We start from the raw sequence: 15,140 nt of genomic DNA on the forward strand, positions 1-15,140 counted from the left end.
GCCGCCGGACCAGGTCCAGCCGCCGAAGGACCAGATGACCTTGATGTGCGGGTACTTGGCCTTCAGCTTGCGCAGCTGGTTGAAGTTGCCGCGCAGCGGCTGGTCCCAGGTGTCGGCGACGCCGTCGACGGACTGGTCGGCGGTGTACGCCTTGTCGTAGTCGGCGTAGGCGTCGCCGATGGTGCACTTGCCGCCCTGGACGTTGCCGAAGGCGTAGTTGATGTGCGTGATCTTCTCGGCGGAGCCGGAGGTCACCAGGTTCTTCACGTGGTAGTTGCGCCCGTAGACGCCCCAGTTGGTGAAGTAGCCGAGCTTGACCTTGTCGCCGCCGCCCGGGTTGCCGCCGTCGTCGCCGCCGGTGGTGCGGACCTTGACCGCGCCGCTGGCCGGGCCGGTCTGGTCGGCGGTGTCGCGGGCCTGGACGGTGTAGGAGTAGTCGGTGCCCTTGGTCAGGCCGGTGTTGGTGTAGGTGGTGCCGGTGACGGTGGCGACCTTGGTGCCGTCGCGCAGGACGTCGTAGTTCTTGACGCCCTTGTCGTCGGTCGCCGCCGACCAGGACAGTTTCACCGAGGTGTCGGTGATGTCGGAGGCGGTGGGCGTGCCGGGCGCGGAGGGTGCCGCGTCGCCGGGGACGGAGGTGCCGTCGCAGCTGCCGCCGTTGAGCTTGCAGTTGGAGGGGGAGCCGGGGCCGCTGCCGTTGAAGCCGAAGGAGACCGAGGCGCCGGGGGCGAGCGTCCCGTTCCAGCCGACGTTCTTGGCGGTCCAGTGGTCACCGGAGTTGGTGACCGTGGCGTCCCAGGCGGAGGTGACCTTGGTGCCCGAGGGGAAGTCCCACTCGACGGCCCAGGAGTTGATGGTCGTGGTGCCGGTGTTCTTCACCGTCCAGCTGCCGCCGAAGCCCGTGCCCCAGTCCGAGGTCTTGGCGAAGGTGGCCGTGGCGCTCGTGGCGGCCTGCGCCGGGCTCGCGAGCCCGACCAGTCCGGCGAAGGGGAGGGCCAGGGTCGCGGCCAGTGCCGCGGCTCTGTGTCTGAAGCGCATGCTGCGCCTCCTTATGTGGGGATGTTGATGTGGGCATGACTGAGCCTCATGCCCGCAGTGCCGCGAGAATAGAAAGGTCTGGACCAGAGGTCAATAGGTCTGGACCACTGCTCGCCAAGCCGGCTGGCTCAGCCGGCTAGATCCCCAACTCCTGAGCGAGCACGGCCGCTTGCACCCGGCTGCGCAGCTCCAGCTTCCCCAGCAGACGGCTGACGTGCGTCTTCACCGTGGCCTCGGCCATGTCGAGGCGGGCGGCGACCGCCGCGTTGGACAGTCCCTCGCCGAGACAGGACAGCACCTCGCGCTCCCGGCGGGTCAGGCCGTCGAGGACGGCCGGGTCGGTACCGCTCTCCCGGACCGGCCGCGCCGCGAACTCGGCGATCAGGCGCCGGGTGACGGCCGGGGCGACGATCCCCTCGCCGCCCGCCACCGTGCGCACGGCGGTGATCAGGTCCTTCGCCTCGGTGTTCTTCAGCAGGAACCCGGCGGCGCCCGCCCGGAGCGCCCCGAAGACGTACTCGTCGAGGTCGAACGTGGTCAGCACGAGCACGTCGGCCAGCCGCTCGGCGACCACCCGCCGGGTCGCCGACACCCCGTCCAGGCGGGGCATCTGCACGTCCATCAGGACCAGGTCGGGGCGCAGTTCGCGGGCCAGCTCCACCGCCCGCTCGCCGTCCGCCGCCTCGCCGACCACCTCGATGTCCGGGGCGCTGCCCAGGATCAGCACCAGTCCCGCGCGGACGGCGGACTGGTCCTCGGCGACGAGGACGCGGATCATGCGGGGTCTCCTTCGGTCAGGGGGAGGGCGGCGCGGACGGTCCAGACCTTGGTCCCGGCCGCCGGTTCGGGCCCGGCCTCGAACGTGCCGTGCAGCAGCGCGGCCCGCTCGCGCATGCCGACCAGACCGGCGCCCGAGCCGGGGGCGCGCGGGGCGTCCCGGTCACCGTACGGGCTGGTGACCCGCACCCGCAGGAGGCCCCCGTCGCGGGTGACGGCGACCTCGACCGGGCCCTTCGCCGCGTGTTTCAGCGCGTTGGTCAGCGACTCCTGCACGATGCGGTACGCGGCCAGCTCGACCGGCGCGGGGATCCCCTCGCCGGGCGCGGCCTCCAGGGTGACGTCGAGGCCGTTGGCGCGGGCGCCGTCGGCCAGGGCGCCGAGGCCGTCGAGGGTGGGCGCGGCGGCCGGTCCCGTGTCCCCGCCGGTGTCCCGCAGGAGGCCGATCAGCCGCCGCATCTCGGCCAGCCCCTCGACGCTGTTCTCCCGGATCACGCCCAGCGCCTGCCGGGTGGTCGCCGGGTCGTCCAGGGACAGGGCGGCCGTGGAGTGGATGGCGATGGCGGAGAGGTGGTTGGCGACCATGTCGTGCAACTCGCGGGCCATCCGCGACCGTTCCGCCGTCACCGCCTGGGCGCGGTCCATCTCGGCCAGCAGCGCGGTCTGCTCGGCGCGCAGCAGCGCCGCGTCGGCGGCCTGGCGGTGGTTGCGCACGATCAGCCCGGTCGAGGCGGGCGCGAACGACACGATGCCGACGGCGACACCGATCAGCAGCGCCTCGGGCACCCGCCACAGCGCGAACGGCACGATCGTGCCGGCCACCGTGAGCAGCCCGGTGACCCACGGGATGCGGCGGGCCGAGGCGGGCGGGCCGTACAGCACGGCCGCGTACATCACGTCGGTGTACATGATCACCGTGACCAGGCTGCCCTGGGTGAGCGTGTCGCCGATCAGGGCGGCGGTGCCGATCAGCAGGCCGGTGCGGGGAGCCGCCCGGCGCAGCAGTTCGCAGCCCGCCATGACGGCGAGCGGGACCAGCAGCGGCCAGCGGCCGTCGAACAGCACGACCGGCTCGTCGGCCGGCCGGACGCCCAGGCCGATGCCCCACAGCAGCAGCCCGCCGAGCAGACCTGCCGACGCGGCGTACACGTCGAAGCGGCGCGGGCGGGGGAGACGTGGGGCCATGCCCCCATCCAACACGGCCCGCGCCCCGCCCGCCTGATCCCCGGGAACGGTCCCGTACTGCATCTTTCGATGTACCGGAGGTTCGTCACCGGCGACGACGAGAGCGGCGGATTCCCACGGGAGCCTGGAAGGGTGACCGAAGGGAGCGTGTCGTGGTCGTCGCGTTGATCATCGCCTGCGAGGTCGGCTTCTGGGTGCTGCTGGCGCTCGGACTGGCCGCCCGCTATCTGCTGAAGTGGCGCCGCACGAGTGTGGTCCTGTTGCTGTGCGAGCCGCTGCTGGAGCTGGTGCTGTTCGCCGTCACGGCGGTCGACCTGAGGAACGGCGCCGAGCCGGGCTGGGAGCACGGTCTGGCGGCGCTGTACATCGGCTACACCGTCGCGTACGGCCACTACACGATCCGCTGGCTCGACGGCCACGCCGCCCACCGCCTGGCCGGCGGCCCGCCCCCGCCGAAGCCGCCCCGCTACGGCACCGCCCGCGCCCTGCACGAGGCCCGGCTGTGGCTGCGCACGGTGCTGGGCGCGGCGGTGGCCTGCGCGCTGCTCCAGGGCGCCGTCTGGTACGTCGGCGACGACGGCGACGTCTCGTCACTGCGGGCATTCCAGTGGACGGCGCTCAGGGCAGTGGGCATCCACGGCCTGATCGCGTTGACGTACGCGATCTGGCCGAAAAAGGCCCCGGCGGGCGAAGGTGAGGTCGGCGGGCGGCTGGAACGGGGGGAGGAGCGCCGCGCCCCGAAGGGGCGCGGGGAACTGCGCGACCAGCCACGATGAGGCGGCAGACGAAAGACGGCTTCCGCTTCCCGCGGAGCGCTCAGCGCTCGCCGCCCGGCACCCACAGCACGTCGCCGACCTCCTTGTTGGCGACGCGCGCCAGGATGAAGAGGAGGTCGGAGAGGCGGTTGAGGTAGGTCGCGGTGAGCGGGTTCATCGTCTCGCCGTGGACCTCCAGCGCCGCCCACGTGGAGCGCTCGGCCCGCCTCACCACCGTGCACGCCTGGTGCAGCAGGGCCGCGCCGGCGGTGCCGCCGGGCAGGATGAAGGAGCGCAGCTTCTCCACCTCGGCCAGGAAGCGGTCGCAGTCCGCCTCCAGCTTGTCGACGTAGAACTGCTCGACCCGCAGCGGCGGGTACTCCGGGTTCTCCACCACCGGCGTGGACAGGTCCGCGCCCACGTCGAAGAGGTCGTTCTGGACGCGGACGAGGACCTTGACGACCTCCTCGTGCAGGCCGCCGAGGGCGATCGCCGTGCCGATCACCGCGTTCGCCTCGTTGGCGTCGGCGTACGCGGAGATCCTCAGGTCGGTCTTGGGGACCCGGCTCATGTCACCGAGGGCGGTGGTGCCCTGGTCGCCGGTCCGGGTGTAGATGCGCGTCAGGTTGACCATGGGGCCAGCGTAGTTACGGTCCGGCGGTCCGGAAGACGCGTGTGCCCACTGTCACGGCCAGGACGGTCAGGCCGACGGCGACCAGGACGCCGTACAGCATGTGTGCGGTGGCGTAGTGGCCGACGAAGGCGTCCCGCATGGCGTCCACCAGGTAGCGGAACGGCATGAAGTGGGACAGCACGTCCAGCCAGCGCGGGCCCAGCGTCATGGGCAGCATCAGGCCGCTCAGCAGCATCGCGGGCATGGTCAGCGCGTTGATCATCGGCCCGAACCCCTGCGGGGTGGCGACCTTCATCGCCAGCGCGTACGACAGCGAGGCCAGGGAGACGGTGAGCAGCGCGACGAACGCGAAGCCGATGAGCACGCCGGGCAGCGGTGCCCTGAGCCCCATCGCCACGGCGGCCAGGACCAGCAGCACCGCCTGGAAGACGAAGACCGTCGCCTCCCGCAGTACCCGGCCCAGTAGCAGGGCCAGCCGGCTGACGGGCGTGACGCGCATCCGCTCGACCACCCCCTGACCCTTCTCCAGGATGATCATGAATCCGGCGAACGAGGCGCCGAACAGCCCGAGTTGCAGCAGCAGCCCGGGCACCAGCACCTGCCAGGAGCTGCCCTGCCCGCCGAGCGGCAGGTCGGTGAGCAGCGGGCCGAAGAACAGCAGGTACAGCAGGGGCATCAGCACGCCGAAGAGCATCGCGAACCGCGAGCGGAGCGTCTGGCGCAGATAGCGGCCGTAGATCAGGCCGGTGTCGTGGAGCAGCATCAGGGTCATCCAGGGGGCTAGACGGCGACGGGGGTGGCGTCCGCGGGCGCGGCGCCGCGGCCGGTGACGGCGAGGAAGGTGTCCTGGAGCGAGGCGTCGAGCGAGCCGCCGTACTCCAGCTTCAGGGCGGCCGGCGTGCCCTCGGCCGCCACCACGCCCCGGTCGACGACGACCAGGCGGTCGGAGAGCGCGTCGGCCTCGTCGAGGTAGTGGGTGGTCAGGAAGACGGTCGTGCCGTTCTCGTCGCGCAGCCGGCGTACCAGGTCCCACAGGCCGGCGCGGCTGCCCGGGTCCAGGCCGGTCGTCGGCTCGTCCAGGAAGAGCACCTTCGGGCCGTGGGTGAGCGCCATGGCGATGTCCAGCCGGCGCCGCTGGCCCCCGGAGAGGGCGCCGCACTTGCGGTCGAGCAGCCCCTCCAGGTCCAGGTCGCGGGCCAGTTCCCCGGCGCGCTCGGCCGCCCGCGCCCTGGACAGCCGGTACAGGCGGCCCTGGGTGACCAGCTCCTCCCGCACGGTGATCTGCGGGTCCACGCCGCCCGACTGGGCCACGTACCCGCAGGCCCGGCGCACTCCGGCGGGGTCGGTCGCCAGGTCGTGGCCCGCGACGGTGGCCGCGCCGCCGGTGGGGGCGAGCAGGGTCGTGAGCATCCGCAGGGTCGTGGTCTTGCCGGCGCCGTTGGGGCCCAGGAAGCCGAGGATCTCGCCCTCGCGCACGGTCAGGTCGATGCCGCGCACGGCCTCCACCGGGCCCTGTTTCGTCGCGAAGGTACGGGCCAGTCCGGCCGTACTGATGATTGCCATGCGCCCAGAAAAACAGAGTCACTGAATTTTTGCAATGACCCCAAGTTTTGGGCGGCCCCAGCGAAGCTAGGATGCGGACATGGCCGAGGGACTCAGGGAACGGAAGAAGCGGCAGACCCGGCAGTACATCTCGGATGTCGCCACGGGGCTGTTCCTGGAGCGCGGCTTCGAGGCCGTCACGGTGGCGGAGGTCGCGGACGCCGCGGACGTCTCCGTCAACACGGTCTACAACTACTTCCCGGCCAAGGAGGACCTCTTCCTCGACCGCTCCAAGGGTGTGACCGACCGGCTCTCGCGCTGGGTGCGCGGGCGGCGCGACGGGGAGTCGGCGGCCCGGGCCGTGCTGCGGGAGCTGCGCGAGGAGGTCGAGTCGGTCTCGCCCCGGATGGGCCTCATGGACGGATACGCGCGGTTCATGGGGGTCATCGAGGCCTCGCCCGCCCTGCGGTCCCGGCTCTGGGCGATCGCCCAGGAGGTGCAGGACGACCTGGAGCGCACCCTGCGCGAGGAGACCGGAGCCCCCGGCGACGACCCCGCCCCCGCGCTGATGGCCGGTCAGATCAGCTGGCTGCACGGCACGGTGATGACGACCATCGGCCGCCGCATGACGGCCGGCGGAAAGCCCGCCGAGGTGTCCCGCGGCATCCTCGCGCTGCTGGACGAGATGGAGGAGCTGTTGAGCGACCGGGTGCTCAACTACGCCGTCCGGGGCGCGGACTGACACCCGAATGACACGCCCCGGTGTGATGTCCGTCATCTGAGACGTGACGCGCGTTACTAACCGGTCACACAGCGCCTCACTCCCGCTAATCTCCGGCCGAGAGACGAGAATCAGCGCGTATCAGGGGAGTCGCACAGTGGCACGGAAGCTCGCCGTCATCGGAGCCGGACTCATGGGGTCCGGCATCGCCCAGGTCTCCGCGCAGGCGGGCTGGGACGTCGTCCTGCGCGACGTGACCGACGAGGCGCTGCGGCGGGGGACCGACGGCATCAAGGCGTCGTACGACAAGTTCGTCGCCAAGGGCAAGCTCGCCGCCGACGACGCCGAGGCCGCCCTCGCCCGCATCACCGCGACCACCGACCTGGACGCCGCCGCCGACGCGGACGTCGTCGTCGAGGCCGTCTTCGAGAAGCTGGAGGTCAAGCACGAGATCTTCCGCGCCCTCGACAAGCTGGTGAAGGACGAGGCGATCCTCGCGTCCAACACCTCCGCCATCCCGATCACCAAGATCGCGGCCGCGACCGAGCGCCCCGAACGGGTCGTCGGCGTCCACTTCTTCTCGCCGGTCCCGATGATGCAGCTGTGCGAGCTGGTGCGCGGCTACAAGACCAGCGACGAAACGCTCGCCACCGCCCGGGAGTTCGCCGAGTCCACCGGAAAGACCTGCATCGTCGTCAACCGCGACGTCGCCGGCTTCGTGACCACCCGCCTCATCTCCGCCCTCGTCGTCGAGGCCGCGAAGCTGTACGAGTCGGGCGTCGCCACCGCCGAGGACATCGACCTCGCCTGCAAGCTGGGCTTCGGCCACGCCATGGGGCCGCTGGCCACCGCCGACCTGACGGGCGTGGACATCCTGCTGCACGCCACGAGCAACATCTACACCGAGTCCCAGGACGAGAAGTTCGCCCCGCCGGAGCTGATGCGCCGGATGGTGGACGCCGGTGACATCGGGCGCAAGAGCGGGCAGGGCTTCTACAAGCACTGAGTCCGCACCGAGTTCACCCCCGGCCGGGGCAACATCACACGCCGGGGTGAATTCGGTATCGGTTCGCTTACAGGCGGCAACCTCCGATCGTTCCGGTCAGTCAGAGGTTGCATGACCTGATATCGCGGAGAGACCACCCCGCGGGACGAGAGATCACCCCGCGGGACACATCGTCGAGACGAGACGCACGCCGGGGAGCGCATATGCACATCAGGGGCGACCACGTCGAGCTGGTCGTCGGGGGCCGCCTCGACGTCCGCAGCGCGGCGGACGCCCGTACGGTCCTGCACTCGGCCGTCGACGACGGAGTCGGCGATCTGGTCCTGGACCTGTCAGAGCTGGACTCCTGGGACGCCACCGGACTCGGGGTGATCATGGGGGCCCACCGGCGGGCCGGCCGCTGCGGCCGGCGCCTGGTGCTGCGCGGCGTGCCGCCGCAGATGCAGCGCCTGCTGGTGGCCACCCGGCTGCACAGGATCCTGGCCATCGAGGGCGGCATCGGCGTGGAGACCCTGCCCAGGGTGTGACGCCCCGGCGGCCGCGCGGACCGGGTGGGACAGGGCCCGGCGAAACGCCCGACGCGCGCAATCCTCACGAGACTGTGACGTCTCGGACGGGCCGGTACCCCGGACTGTCGGAGATACTGAGCGAAGGTTTAGGGTCTGGCTGCCCGCCGCATCGCAACCCACTGGCGGGCCCGGACCAGAAGCGACAGCGCGGTGTGCGGCAAGGCCGGGAGGGGTGGTCCCGACCGGGGACCCGGCACACGACGCTTTTGGGGGGCTTGGACCTATGGACCCGAACAACCGGGGACCCGAGGAGCACGGCCACGACGGCAGCACGCCGCGCCCGCGCCCGCCCAGGGACCCCCTCACATCCGACTTCGGACAGCACACGCCCGCGCTCGCCCGCACCGTGCAGCTCGTCTCCGGCGACTTCCTGCTCACCGTCAACCCCGTCGACGGCAGCGAGATCGAGGTCTGCCCGCCCGCCGAGCGGCCCGCCCGCCCCGAGAAGCTCACCGCGGCCGAACGCGCCGAACTGGACCGCGCCGCACGGCCGCCCGTCCCCCCGGGACCGGTGCGCCCCGCCCTCGGACTGCTGGCCCGCCAGGACGAACGCGAGCGCCTGGCCCGGCTGCTCGCCCGCGGCCGCTCCGTGCGCCTGACCGGCCCCGCCGGCTCCGGCCGCACCAGCCTCCTCGACGTCGTCGCCGACGACTGCGCCGACCTCGCGCCCGACGGCGTGATCCGCCTCAGCGGCTTCCGCCGCACGGCCGACGACCTGCTGTACGACCTCTTCCACGCCGTGTACCGCGCCCCCCTGCACCGGCCGGAACGCGAGGAACTGCTCGGCCTCGTCCGCGAGATCGGCGCGGTCGTCGTCCTGGACGACGCGGAGTTCGGCGGCACCGCCCTCGACGAACTCCTGGACGCCACCCCCGAGTGCGCCTTCCTCGTCGCCGCCACACCGGACGTGCCCGCCCCCTCGGCCGGCTCCGCCGTCGAGGAGGTCTTCCTCACCGGCCTGGACCGCGCGGACGGCGTGGAGCTGCTGGAGCGCGCCGCCGGACGGTCCCTCACCGACGAGGAGGCCAACTGGGCCGGCGACCTCTGGTTCGAGTCCGAGGGCCTGCCGCTGCGCTTCGTGCAGGCCGGTGCGCTGCTGCGCCGCCGCGACCGGCTGCGGGCCGGCGCCGACGCCGTCGACGAGTTCGGCGTCTTCACCGACGCCCGCCCGGCCGACGAGGCGCCCCACGACGCCGCCGAGAGCGACGACGTGCCCCTGCCGTCCGTCGGCGAGGCCGCCGCGCCCGCGCCCCTGCTCGCCTCCCGGCTGAGCGCCTCCGCCCGCACCGCCCTCGAACTCGCCGTCGCCCTCGGCGGCGAGGTGCCGCACCAGGCGCACCTGCCCGCGCTGGTCGGCGACACCCACGCGGACGCCGCCCTCGGCGAGCTGGCCGACTGCGGACTGGTCTCGCCGGTCGGCTCCCGCTACCGGCTCGCCGCCGGCGTGCTCGCCCAGCTGGAGAGCGCCGGATACGCCGACGACGCCCGGGAGAAGGCGCCGGCCACCGCCCGGCACTACGCCTGGTGGTCCGGGCACCCCTCGGTCACCCCCGAGCGCGTCTGCGCCGAGGCCGACGCCGTACTGGCCGCCCTCGCCGTGCTGGTGCCGGCGACGACCCCGCCGGACGAGGACGAGGAGAGCCCCGCCGTCCAGCTGGCCCGCACCGCGGCCCCCGCCTTCGCCGCCGGACTGCACTGGAGCGCCTGGGAACGGGCGCTGCGCGCCGGCGCCGAGGCCTCCCGGCTCGCCGGTGACGTCGCCGAACAGGCCTACTTCCACCACGAACTCGGCGTCCTCGCCCTGTGCGAGGGACAGCTGGACCGGGCCCGCGCCGAGCTGGAGGCGTCCATCGGGCTGCGCGGCGCGCTCTCCGACAAGCGCGGTGCCGTCGCGGGCCGCCGTGCCCTCGCCCTGGTGGCCGACCGCTCCGGGGACACGCCAGGCCCGGGCATCGGCGCGCCCGGTGCGGCGGGGGCCGGCCTCGGCGCCGCCGGCGCGGGGATCGGCTCCGTCTTCGGCCCGACCGCGGGCGAGGAGGTGCCCGACGCACGGCACGAGGAGTCGGCGTCGCCGCCGGCCGGTGTGCCCGCGCCCTTCCCGCCGCTCCAGCCGTCCCCGCAGTCCCCGACGCTCGTCGTCCGCCGGGACCACTCCCCGGGGCCGTCCGGCAAGGACGGAGGCGGCCTCAAGGGCCTCGCGCGGCGCAACCTCGTGGCCGCCGGCGCGGGCGCGCTGCTCGTCGCCGTCCTCGGCACGGTGGTGACGCTGGGCGCCACCTCCGAGAACGACGCGGGCACGCCCGCCGACCAGGTCGGCGTCAACCCGTCGGCCAGCCAGGGCATCGACGACGGCAGCCTCGGCGCCGACCGCCCGACGGACGACGGCAACGGCTCCGCCGACACCGGCGAGGCGACCGCCCGGGCCACCGACCCCGGCCCGGACGGCACCCTCGGCACCTCCGACGACCCGACGCCGACCGAGACGGCCGGGCCCTCGGGCAGCGCCGGCGGCAGCAGCGGACCGGGACGCCCGAGCGACTCGGGCGAACCGCGCGGCCCGGGCGGCTCCAGCGGGCCGACGACGTCGCAGCCGCCGACGTCGTCCAGGCCGCCCACGTCCTCGAAGCCCCCGACGACGTCCAAGCCGCCCACCACGCCGCCGTCCGAGACGCCGACGTCCGAGCCGCCCACCGAGTCGCCGACGTCGGAGCCGCCCCCGCCGTCGACCCCGCAGACCTCCGACAGCGCGACCGGCCCCGGCACCACCACCCCGACCACCGCGAGCGCTCCCGTCAGCAGCCCCGCGACGGACGGCACGGGATCCGCTCCGGCGACCGGGCAGATCATCTGAGACGGCGACAGGCGGCGACACGAGAGGGGCCGGGCCCGCACCACGGACCCGGCCCCTCTCGCACGCGGTACGCGCGCGTACCGCTCAGAACAGCCGCAGCTTGTCGTCCTCGATGCCGCGCAGCGCGTTGTAGTCCAGCACCTGGCAGCCGATGCCGCGGTCGGTGGCCAGCACCCGGGCCTGCGGCTTGATCTCCTGGGCGGCGAAGACGCCGCGCACCGGGGCGAGATGGGGATCGCGGTTCAGCAGCTCCAGATACCGCGTGAGCTGCTCCACGCCGTCGATCTCGCCGCGCCGCTTGATCTCGACGGCGACGGTCTTCCCGTCGGCGTCCCGGCAGAGGATGTCGACGGGCCCGATGGCCGTCGGGTACTCGCGGCGGATCAGGGTGTAGCCGTCGCCGAGGGTCTCGATGCGGTCGGCGAGCAGCTCCTGGAGGTGCGCTTCCACGCCGTCCTTGATCAGGCCGGGGTCCACGCCCAGTTCGTGCGAGGAGTCGTGGAGGATCTCCTCCATCGTGATGATGAGCTTCTCGCCCGCCTTGTTGACGACGGTCCAGACGCCCGCCTCGTCACCGGCGCCCTCCTTGAGGGTGCAGGGCGGCGACATCCAGTTGAGGGGCTTGTAGGCCCGGTCGTCGGCATGGATCGAGACGCTGCCGTCCGCCTTGACCAGGATCAGCCGGGGGGCCGAGGGGAGGTGGGCGGTGAGCCGTCCGGCGTAGTCGACGGAGCAGCGGGCAATGACGAGACGCATGGTCGGCAACGCTACTCGACGCGCCCGCCCCGGCGCGATTCGCCTCCGCTCCCGGCGCCCGGCGGAACGCCCCACTTCTCCCATTGGACCCGTGTTGCGCACTGGCCGATTGTGTGCGTACCGGATGATGCCCATCTGGGCATTCTCCTGGTGCGGTCACGATCGGTTGCTTACGGTATTGAACGGGAGGTCGCGAGGTGTGTACTCAGCGTGTCCGACATCGCGCGCTCCCTTCACTGTCCGGCAACCCCTGCTGGTCGGGGGTGCGAGAGGAGTACCCATGTCGCTCGACGTCTCACCGGCCCTACTCGAAAAGGCCGAGCGAGGCGAGGTCGACGAAGCAGAATTCGTCGACTGCGTCCGGACCTCCCTGCCCTACGCATGGGAGATGGTCAGCTCCCTGGTGGCACAGCTGAAGGTCGACGGCGGAGCGTTCGCCGACAACCAGACGCCCCCGCCGGACGAGCAGGCGCGCGGTCAGCTGCTGCGTGCGCTCGCGAGTGACGCCATACGCGGTGCACTTCAGCGGCACTTCGGGGTGCGGCTGGCCTTCCAGAACTGCCACCGGGTGGCGGTGTTCCCGTTGGACTCCTCCGTCGACGAGACGCTGACCCGTTTCACCTCGGTGCGCAGCCAGATCCTGAATCAGTCGCCCGAGTTCCGCGACTGCTGACGCGATGGCCGTCCGCTTGCCGCTCCGTACGCGGGAGGTGCAGTTCGTACCGGAGCGGCAAGCCCCCCGCCCGGCCCTTCGCGGGTCCCGGGCGTCCGTCCGCCGGCCCGCTCAGCGGAGCTGGGGCAGCACCTCGGTCCCGAGCCGCCGTACGGTGTCCTCGGTGGCCGCGAGGTCGCCGGAGCCCTCGACGAGCAGCGCGAAACGGGAGATGCCGGTCCGCTCGCTGGTCGCCGCGAGCCGGTCCGCGCACAGCCGGGGCGTGCCCACCGGGTGCAGTCCGCAGAGCAACTCGGTGTACGCCAGCGGGTCGCGCATCCGCCGCTCACGGCCGTCCACCGTGACATGGGCGCCCAGCCCCTGCCGCAGCCAGCCCGGCATCGCCTTGAGCAGCGTCTCCGCCGCGTCGGCGCGCCTGTCCGCGATCTGGCAGACGCCGGCGGAGACATGGGCCGCGCCGCGGATCTCCGGGTCCGGACGGCCGGCGGCGCGGGCGTGCCGCTGCCACAGGGCGACCATCTCGGCCTTCTCCTCGTCCCCGACGTGCATCCCGAGCAGCATCGGCAGTCCCCGCTCGGCCGCCGTGCGCACGCTCGCCGGGGAGGTGCAGGCCACGACGACCTCCGGGCCCGGAGCCTCCGACAGGGCCTCCGAGGGCCGCGGAACGACGGGCACCTCACGAAACCGGAAGCGGTCCCCGACGGCGCCGACCGCCGGTTCGCGCAGCCAGCGCACCAGCAGGTCGAGCGAGTCCGGGAACCCCGACTCGTACGCCTCCAGGCCCGTGCCGAACACCTCCAGGTCGACCCACGGGCCGCCGCGGCCCACGCCCAGCGAGAACCGGCCGCCGCTCGTGACGTGCAGCAGCGCCGCCTGCTCGCCGAGCGCCACGGGATGGACGGTGGGCAGCACGCTGACCGCCGTGCCGACCCGGATGCGCCGGGTGCGGCCCAGCAGCAGCGCGGCCAGCGTCACGGCCGACGGACACGTCCCGTACGGCACGAAGTGGTGCTCGGCCAGCCAGACCGTGTCGAGCCCCGCCTCCTCGGCGACCTCGGCCGAGCGGACCGCGCGGTGCAGCGCTTCCCCCTGGCCCTGGCCCGGGAACTGGGCGCCCAACACGAAACTTCCAACGCGCATTGCTCTTCCTGCTTCCTCGGCTCCGACACGGAGCTCCCCCACAGGGCATAACCGCCCGACACGTGCCGAGGACACGGCCGGGCGAAGGGATTTGCGGATTGTCTGCAGAATCGGCCGTCACGGGAGGTCCGCGGGCGCCGCGTCCGTGCCGCGTAGGCTGGACGCGGCCCGCTCTTCCTGTATAGCTCCGTGAGGTGTCCTGTGTCCCCGCGTCGCAACCGACCCAAGGGAGCCGGCCTGCCCGGCCGGAGCGCCGAGGACGACGGCTCGGGCCGCTACGGCGGCTGGCAGTCGTCGGAGAGCTGGCAGGGCGAGGACTGGAGCGTACGGCACGTGGCGGGCGCGAGCGCGCAGGGCAAGTCGTACCGCTGCCCGGGCTGCGACCAGCTCATTCCGGACGGCGTCCCGCACGTGGTGGCCTGGCCCGCGCACGCCGGCGTCGACGACCGCCGGCACTGGCACAAGTCCTGCTGGAACGCGAAGGACCGCCGCACCACGCGGGTGCAGCGGTCCCGTAACGCGCCGAGGTTCTGAGCCCCGCTCAGACGTCCCGGTTCTGGAGCAGGGCGAAGGCGCCGGCGAACACCACGGCCGTCACCCCGAGCATGATCCATAGCGGGTCCCAGCCGGACGGGCCGGACTCCGTGAGCGAGTTGGTGTAGAAGATGCTCATCTGGTTCGGGATCGAGTACTCGAACAGGGCGGTCCGCACGTCCTCCAGGGACCGCGAGAACATGAACAGGGCGATCACCAGCGGCGCCAGCACGGCCCCGATCATGATGGTGATGGCCCCCGCCGAGTGCCGGATGACCGAGCCGACGGCGAGCGAGAGCAGCCCGAGCAGCGCGACGTAGAACGAGACGCCCACGGTGCCCTTCAGCCACTCTTCGCCGGAGGGCGACACCGCACCGTGGTCCTCCAGCAGGGCCACGTGCATCAGGGCGACGAGCGTCGCCGACACCAGCGTCACCACGAACGCCACCAGGAAGAAGACGATCGCCTTCGCGGCCAGCACCCGGCCGCGGGTGGGGCACGCGGTCATCGTCGTGCGGACCATGCCGGTGCCGTACTCCGAGGCCGTGGTCAGCACGCCGAGCGTGATCAGGCACATGCTGCCGAGCAGCAGACCGAAGAAGCCGAGGCTGAGCGCGCTCTCGCCGGACGCGTCGGTGGTCGAGTTCGCCACCACCACGCCGGTCAGCGTGCCGATGCCGAGGACCAGCAGGACGAAGACGCCCAGCGTCCACATCGTCGAGCGCACCGACCGGATCTTGGTCCACTCGGAGGCCAGCGCGTGCCCGAGGTGCGTGCGCACCACCGGGATCGGCGAGGTGTAGGTGGGGTACGGCGCGGCGGGCGCCGCCTGCCACTCGGGCGCGGCCTGCGGCATCGGGGGCTGGGGCGTGCTCATCGGGCGTCCTCGGACTTGGTCGGGTCGGTGACGGGCGCGGAGGCGGGGGCGGGCGCGGGAGCCGGCGCGGCGGGGGCCGGCG

Annotated in this window: 16 protein-coding genes; 7 read left to right on the top strand and 9 right to left on the bottom strand. The window is 72.8% G+C overall.

Translation table 11 applies throughout. From position 1 onward, the window contains the following. The 3 genes from GTW67_RS14760 to GTW67_RS14770 all read right to left on the bottom strand — a co-directional run. A partial coding sequence (locus GTW67_RS14760) for a cellulose binding domain-containing protein (RefSeq protein WP_202437246.1) occupies nt 1-1,038 on the bottom strand: 1,038 nt, incomplete at its 3' end. A gap of 136 nt (nt 1,039-1,174) precedes the next feature. After that, the gene (locus GTW67_RS14765; RefSeq protein WP_161165276.1) at nt 1,175-1,816 is read right to left on the bottom strand and encodes a response regulator; all 642 of its coding nucleotides are present in this window, start codon (nt 1,814-1,816) and stop codon (nt 1,175-1,177) included. Further along, nucleotides 1,813-3,000, bottom strand: a complete 1,188-nt coding sequence (locus GTW67_RS14770; RefSeq protein ID WP_161165277.1) for a sensor histidine kinase — start codon at nt 2,998-3,000, stop codon at nt 1,813-1,815. Before GTW67_RS14770 ends, GTW67_RS14765 begins: the two co-directional genes overlap by 4 nt. A 152-nt stretch (nt 3,001-3,152) precedes the next feature. Here GTW67_RS14770 and GTW67_RS14775 point away from each other — a divergent pair, with 152 nt between their 5' ends. Further along, nucleotides 3,153-3,776 (top strand): hypothetical protein, encoded by a 624-nt coding sequence (locus GTW67_RS14775; protein WP_346010658.1) that lies wholly within the window; start codon nt 3,153-3,155, stop codon nt 3,774-3,776. 40 nt (nt 3,777-3,816) lie between these two features. Here GTW67_RS14775 and GTW67_RS14780 read toward each other — a convergent pair whose 3' ends face one another. The 3 genes from GTW67_RS14780 to GTW67_RS14790 are packed head-to-tail and all read right to left on the bottom strand — an operon-like array spanning nt 3,817 to nt 5,952. Further along, entirely contained in the window at nt 3,817-4,389 is a 573-nt protein-coding gene (locus tag GTW67_RS14780; RefSeq protein ID WP_161165278.1) for a cob(I)yrinic acid a,c-diamide adenosyltransferase, read from the bottom strand. A gap of 13 nt (nt 4,390-4,402) precedes the next feature. After that, on the bottom strand, nt 4,403-5,152 hold the full coding sequence (locus tag GTW67_RS14785) for an ABC transporter permease (protein ID WP_161165288.1): 750 nt from the start codon (nt 5,150-5,152) through the stop codon (nt 4,403-4,405). 17 nt (nt 5,153-5,169) lie between these two features. Beyond that, nucleotides 5,170-5,952 (bottom strand): ABC transporter ATP-binding protein, encoded by a 783-nt coding sequence (locus GTW67_RS14790; RefSeq protein WP_161165279.1) that lies wholly within the window; start codon nt 5,950-5,952, stop codon nt 5,170-5,172. Between the two features lie 79 nt (nt 5,953-6,031). On the opposite strand from GTW67_RS14790, the gene GTW67_RS14795 reads away from it, so the two are divergent. The 4 genes from GTW67_RS14795 (at nt 6,032) to GTW67_RS14810 (ending at nt 11,078) form a co-directional block, all read left to right on the top strand. Then, nucleotides 6,032-6,673: a TetR/AcrR family transcriptional regulator gene (locus GTW67_RS14795; RefSeq protein WP_161165280.1), complete on the top strand. Its 642-nt coding sequence runs from the start codon at nt 6,032-6,034 to the stop codon at nt 6,671-6,673. 136 nt (nt 6,674-6,809) lie between these two features. After that, on the top strand, nt 6,810-7,658 hold the full coding sequence (locus GTW67_RS14800; RefSeq protein WP_161165281.1) for a 3-hydroxybutyryl-CoA dehydrogenase: 849 nt from the start codon (nt 6,810-6,812) through the stop codon (nt 7,656-7,658). 203 nt (nt 7,659-7,861) lie between these two features. Next, complete coding sequence (locus GTW67_RS14805) at nt 7,862-8,185, top strand: STAS domain-containing protein (RefSeq protein WP_003973611.1); 324 nt, start codon at nt 7,862-7,864, stop codon at nt 8,183-8,185. A gap of 265 nt (nt 8,186-8,450) precedes the next feature. Next, nucleotides 8,451-11,078 (top strand): ATP-binding protein, encoded by a 2,628-nt coding sequence (locus tag GTW67_RS14810; RefSeq protein WP_161165282.1) that lies wholly within the window; start codon nt 8,451-8,453, stop codon nt 11,076-11,078. Between the two features lie 84 nt (nt 11,079-11,162). Here the strand turns inward: GTW67_RS14810 and nucS are convergent, their stop codons facing one another. Continuing rightward, nucleotides 11,163-11,834, bottom strand: a complete 672-nt coding sequence (gene nucS / locus GTW67_RS14815; protein ID WP_161165283.1) for an endonuclease NucS — start codon at nt 11,832-11,834, stop codon at nt 11,163-11,165. A gap of 280 nt (nt 11,835-12,114) precedes the next feature. Between nucS and GTW67_RS14820 the strand changes: the two genes are divergently transcribed. Beyond that, the gene (locus GTW67_RS14820; RefSeq protein WP_161165284.1) at nt 12,115-12,507 is read left to right on the top strand and encodes an SCO5389 family protein; all 393 of its coding nucleotides are present in this window, start codon (nt 12,115-12,117) and stop codon (nt 12,505-12,507) included. Nucleotides 12,508-12,618: 111 nt separating this feature from the next. On the opposite strand, the gene GTW67_RS14825 is transcribed toward GTW67_RS14820, so the two are convergent. Beyond that, nucleotides 12,619-13,647, bottom strand: a complete 1,029-nt coding sequence (locus GTW67_RS14825) for an LLM class flavin-dependent oxidoreductase (protein ID WP_161165285.1) — start codon at nt 13,645-13,647, stop codon at nt 12,619-12,621. 201 nt (nt 13,648-13,848) lie between these two features. On the opposite strand from GTW67_RS14825, the gene GTW67_RS14830 reads away from it, so the two are divergent. Continuing rightward, nucleotides 13,849-14,181 (top strand): Rv1322 family protein, encoded by a 333-nt coding sequence (locus GTW67_RS14830; protein WP_161165286.1) that lies wholly within the window; start codon nt 13,849-13,851, stop codon nt 14,179-14,181. Between the two features lie 7 nt (nt 14,182-14,188). Here GTW67_RS14830 and GTW67_RS14835 read toward each other — a convergent pair whose 3' ends face one another. After that, a complete protein-coding gene (locus GTW67_RS14835) occupies nt 14,189-15,058 on the bottom strand; it encodes an ABC-2 transporter permease (protein ID WP_161165287.1) in 870 nt (289 codons plus the stop codon). Between the last annotated feature and the right edge of the window lie 82 nt (nt 15,059-15,140).

This window comes from Streptomyces sp. SID5910 (assembly GCF_009862125.1).
Classification (GTDB): Bacteria; Actinomycetota; Actinomycetes; order Streptomycetales; family Streptomycetaceae; genus Streptomyces.

What these genes read in the sequence shown, in the direction of transcription:
- GTW67_RS14765 (WP_161165276.1), bottom strand. Translation starts at nt 1,816, where the DNA reads ATGATCCGCGTCCTCGTCGCCGAGGACCAGTCCGCCGTCCGCGCGGGA.
- GTW67_RS14785 (WP_161165288.1), bottom strand. Translation starts at nt 5,152, where the DNA reads ATGCTGCTCCACGACACCGGCCTGATCTACGGCCGCTATCTGCGCCAG.
- GTW67_RS14810 (WP_161165282.1), top strand. Translation starts at nt 8,451, where the DNA reads ATGGACCCGAACAACCGGGGACCCGAGGAGCACGGCCACGACGGCAGC.
- GTW67_RS14825 (WP_161165285.1), bottom strand. Translation starts at nt 13,647, where the DNA reads ATGCGCGTTGGAAGTTTCGTGTTGGGCGCCCAGTTCCCGGGCCAGGGC.
- GTW67_RS14770 (WP_161165277.1), bottom strand. Translation starts at nt 3,000, where the DNA reads ATGGCCCCACGTCTCCCCCGCCCGCGCCGCTTCGACGTGTACGCCGCG.
- GTW67_RS14805 (WP_003973611.1), top strand. Translation starts at nt 7,862, where the DNA reads ATGCACATCAGGGGCGACCACGTCGAGCTGGTCGTCGGGGGCCGCCTC.
- GTW67_RS14780 (WP_161165278.1), bottom strand. Translation starts at nt 4,389, where the DNA reads ATGGTCAACCTGACGCGCATCTACACCCGGACCGGCGACCAGGGCACC.
- GTW67_RS14835 (WP_161165287.1), bottom strand. Translation starts at nt 15,058, where the DNA reads ATGAGCACGCCCCAGCCCCCGATGCCGCAGGCCGCGCCCGAGTGGCAG.
- GTW67_RS14790 (WP_161165279.1), bottom strand. Translation starts at nt 5,952, where the DNA reads ATGGCAATCATCAGTACGGCCGGACTGGCCCGTACCTTCGCGACGAAA.
- GTW67_RS14820 (WP_161165284.1), top strand. Translation starts at nt 12,115, where the DNA reads ATGTCGCTCGACGTCTCACCGGCCCTACTCGAAAAGGCCGAGCGAGGC.
- GTW67_RS14795 (WP_161165280.1), top strand. Translation starts at nt 6,032, where the DNA reads ATGGCCGAGGGACTCAGGGAACGGAAGAAGCGGCAGACCCGGCAGTAC.
- nucS (WP_161165283.1), bottom strand. Translation starts at nt 11,834, where the DNA reads ATGCGTCTCGTCATTGCCCGCTGCTCCGTCGACTACGCCGGACGGCTC.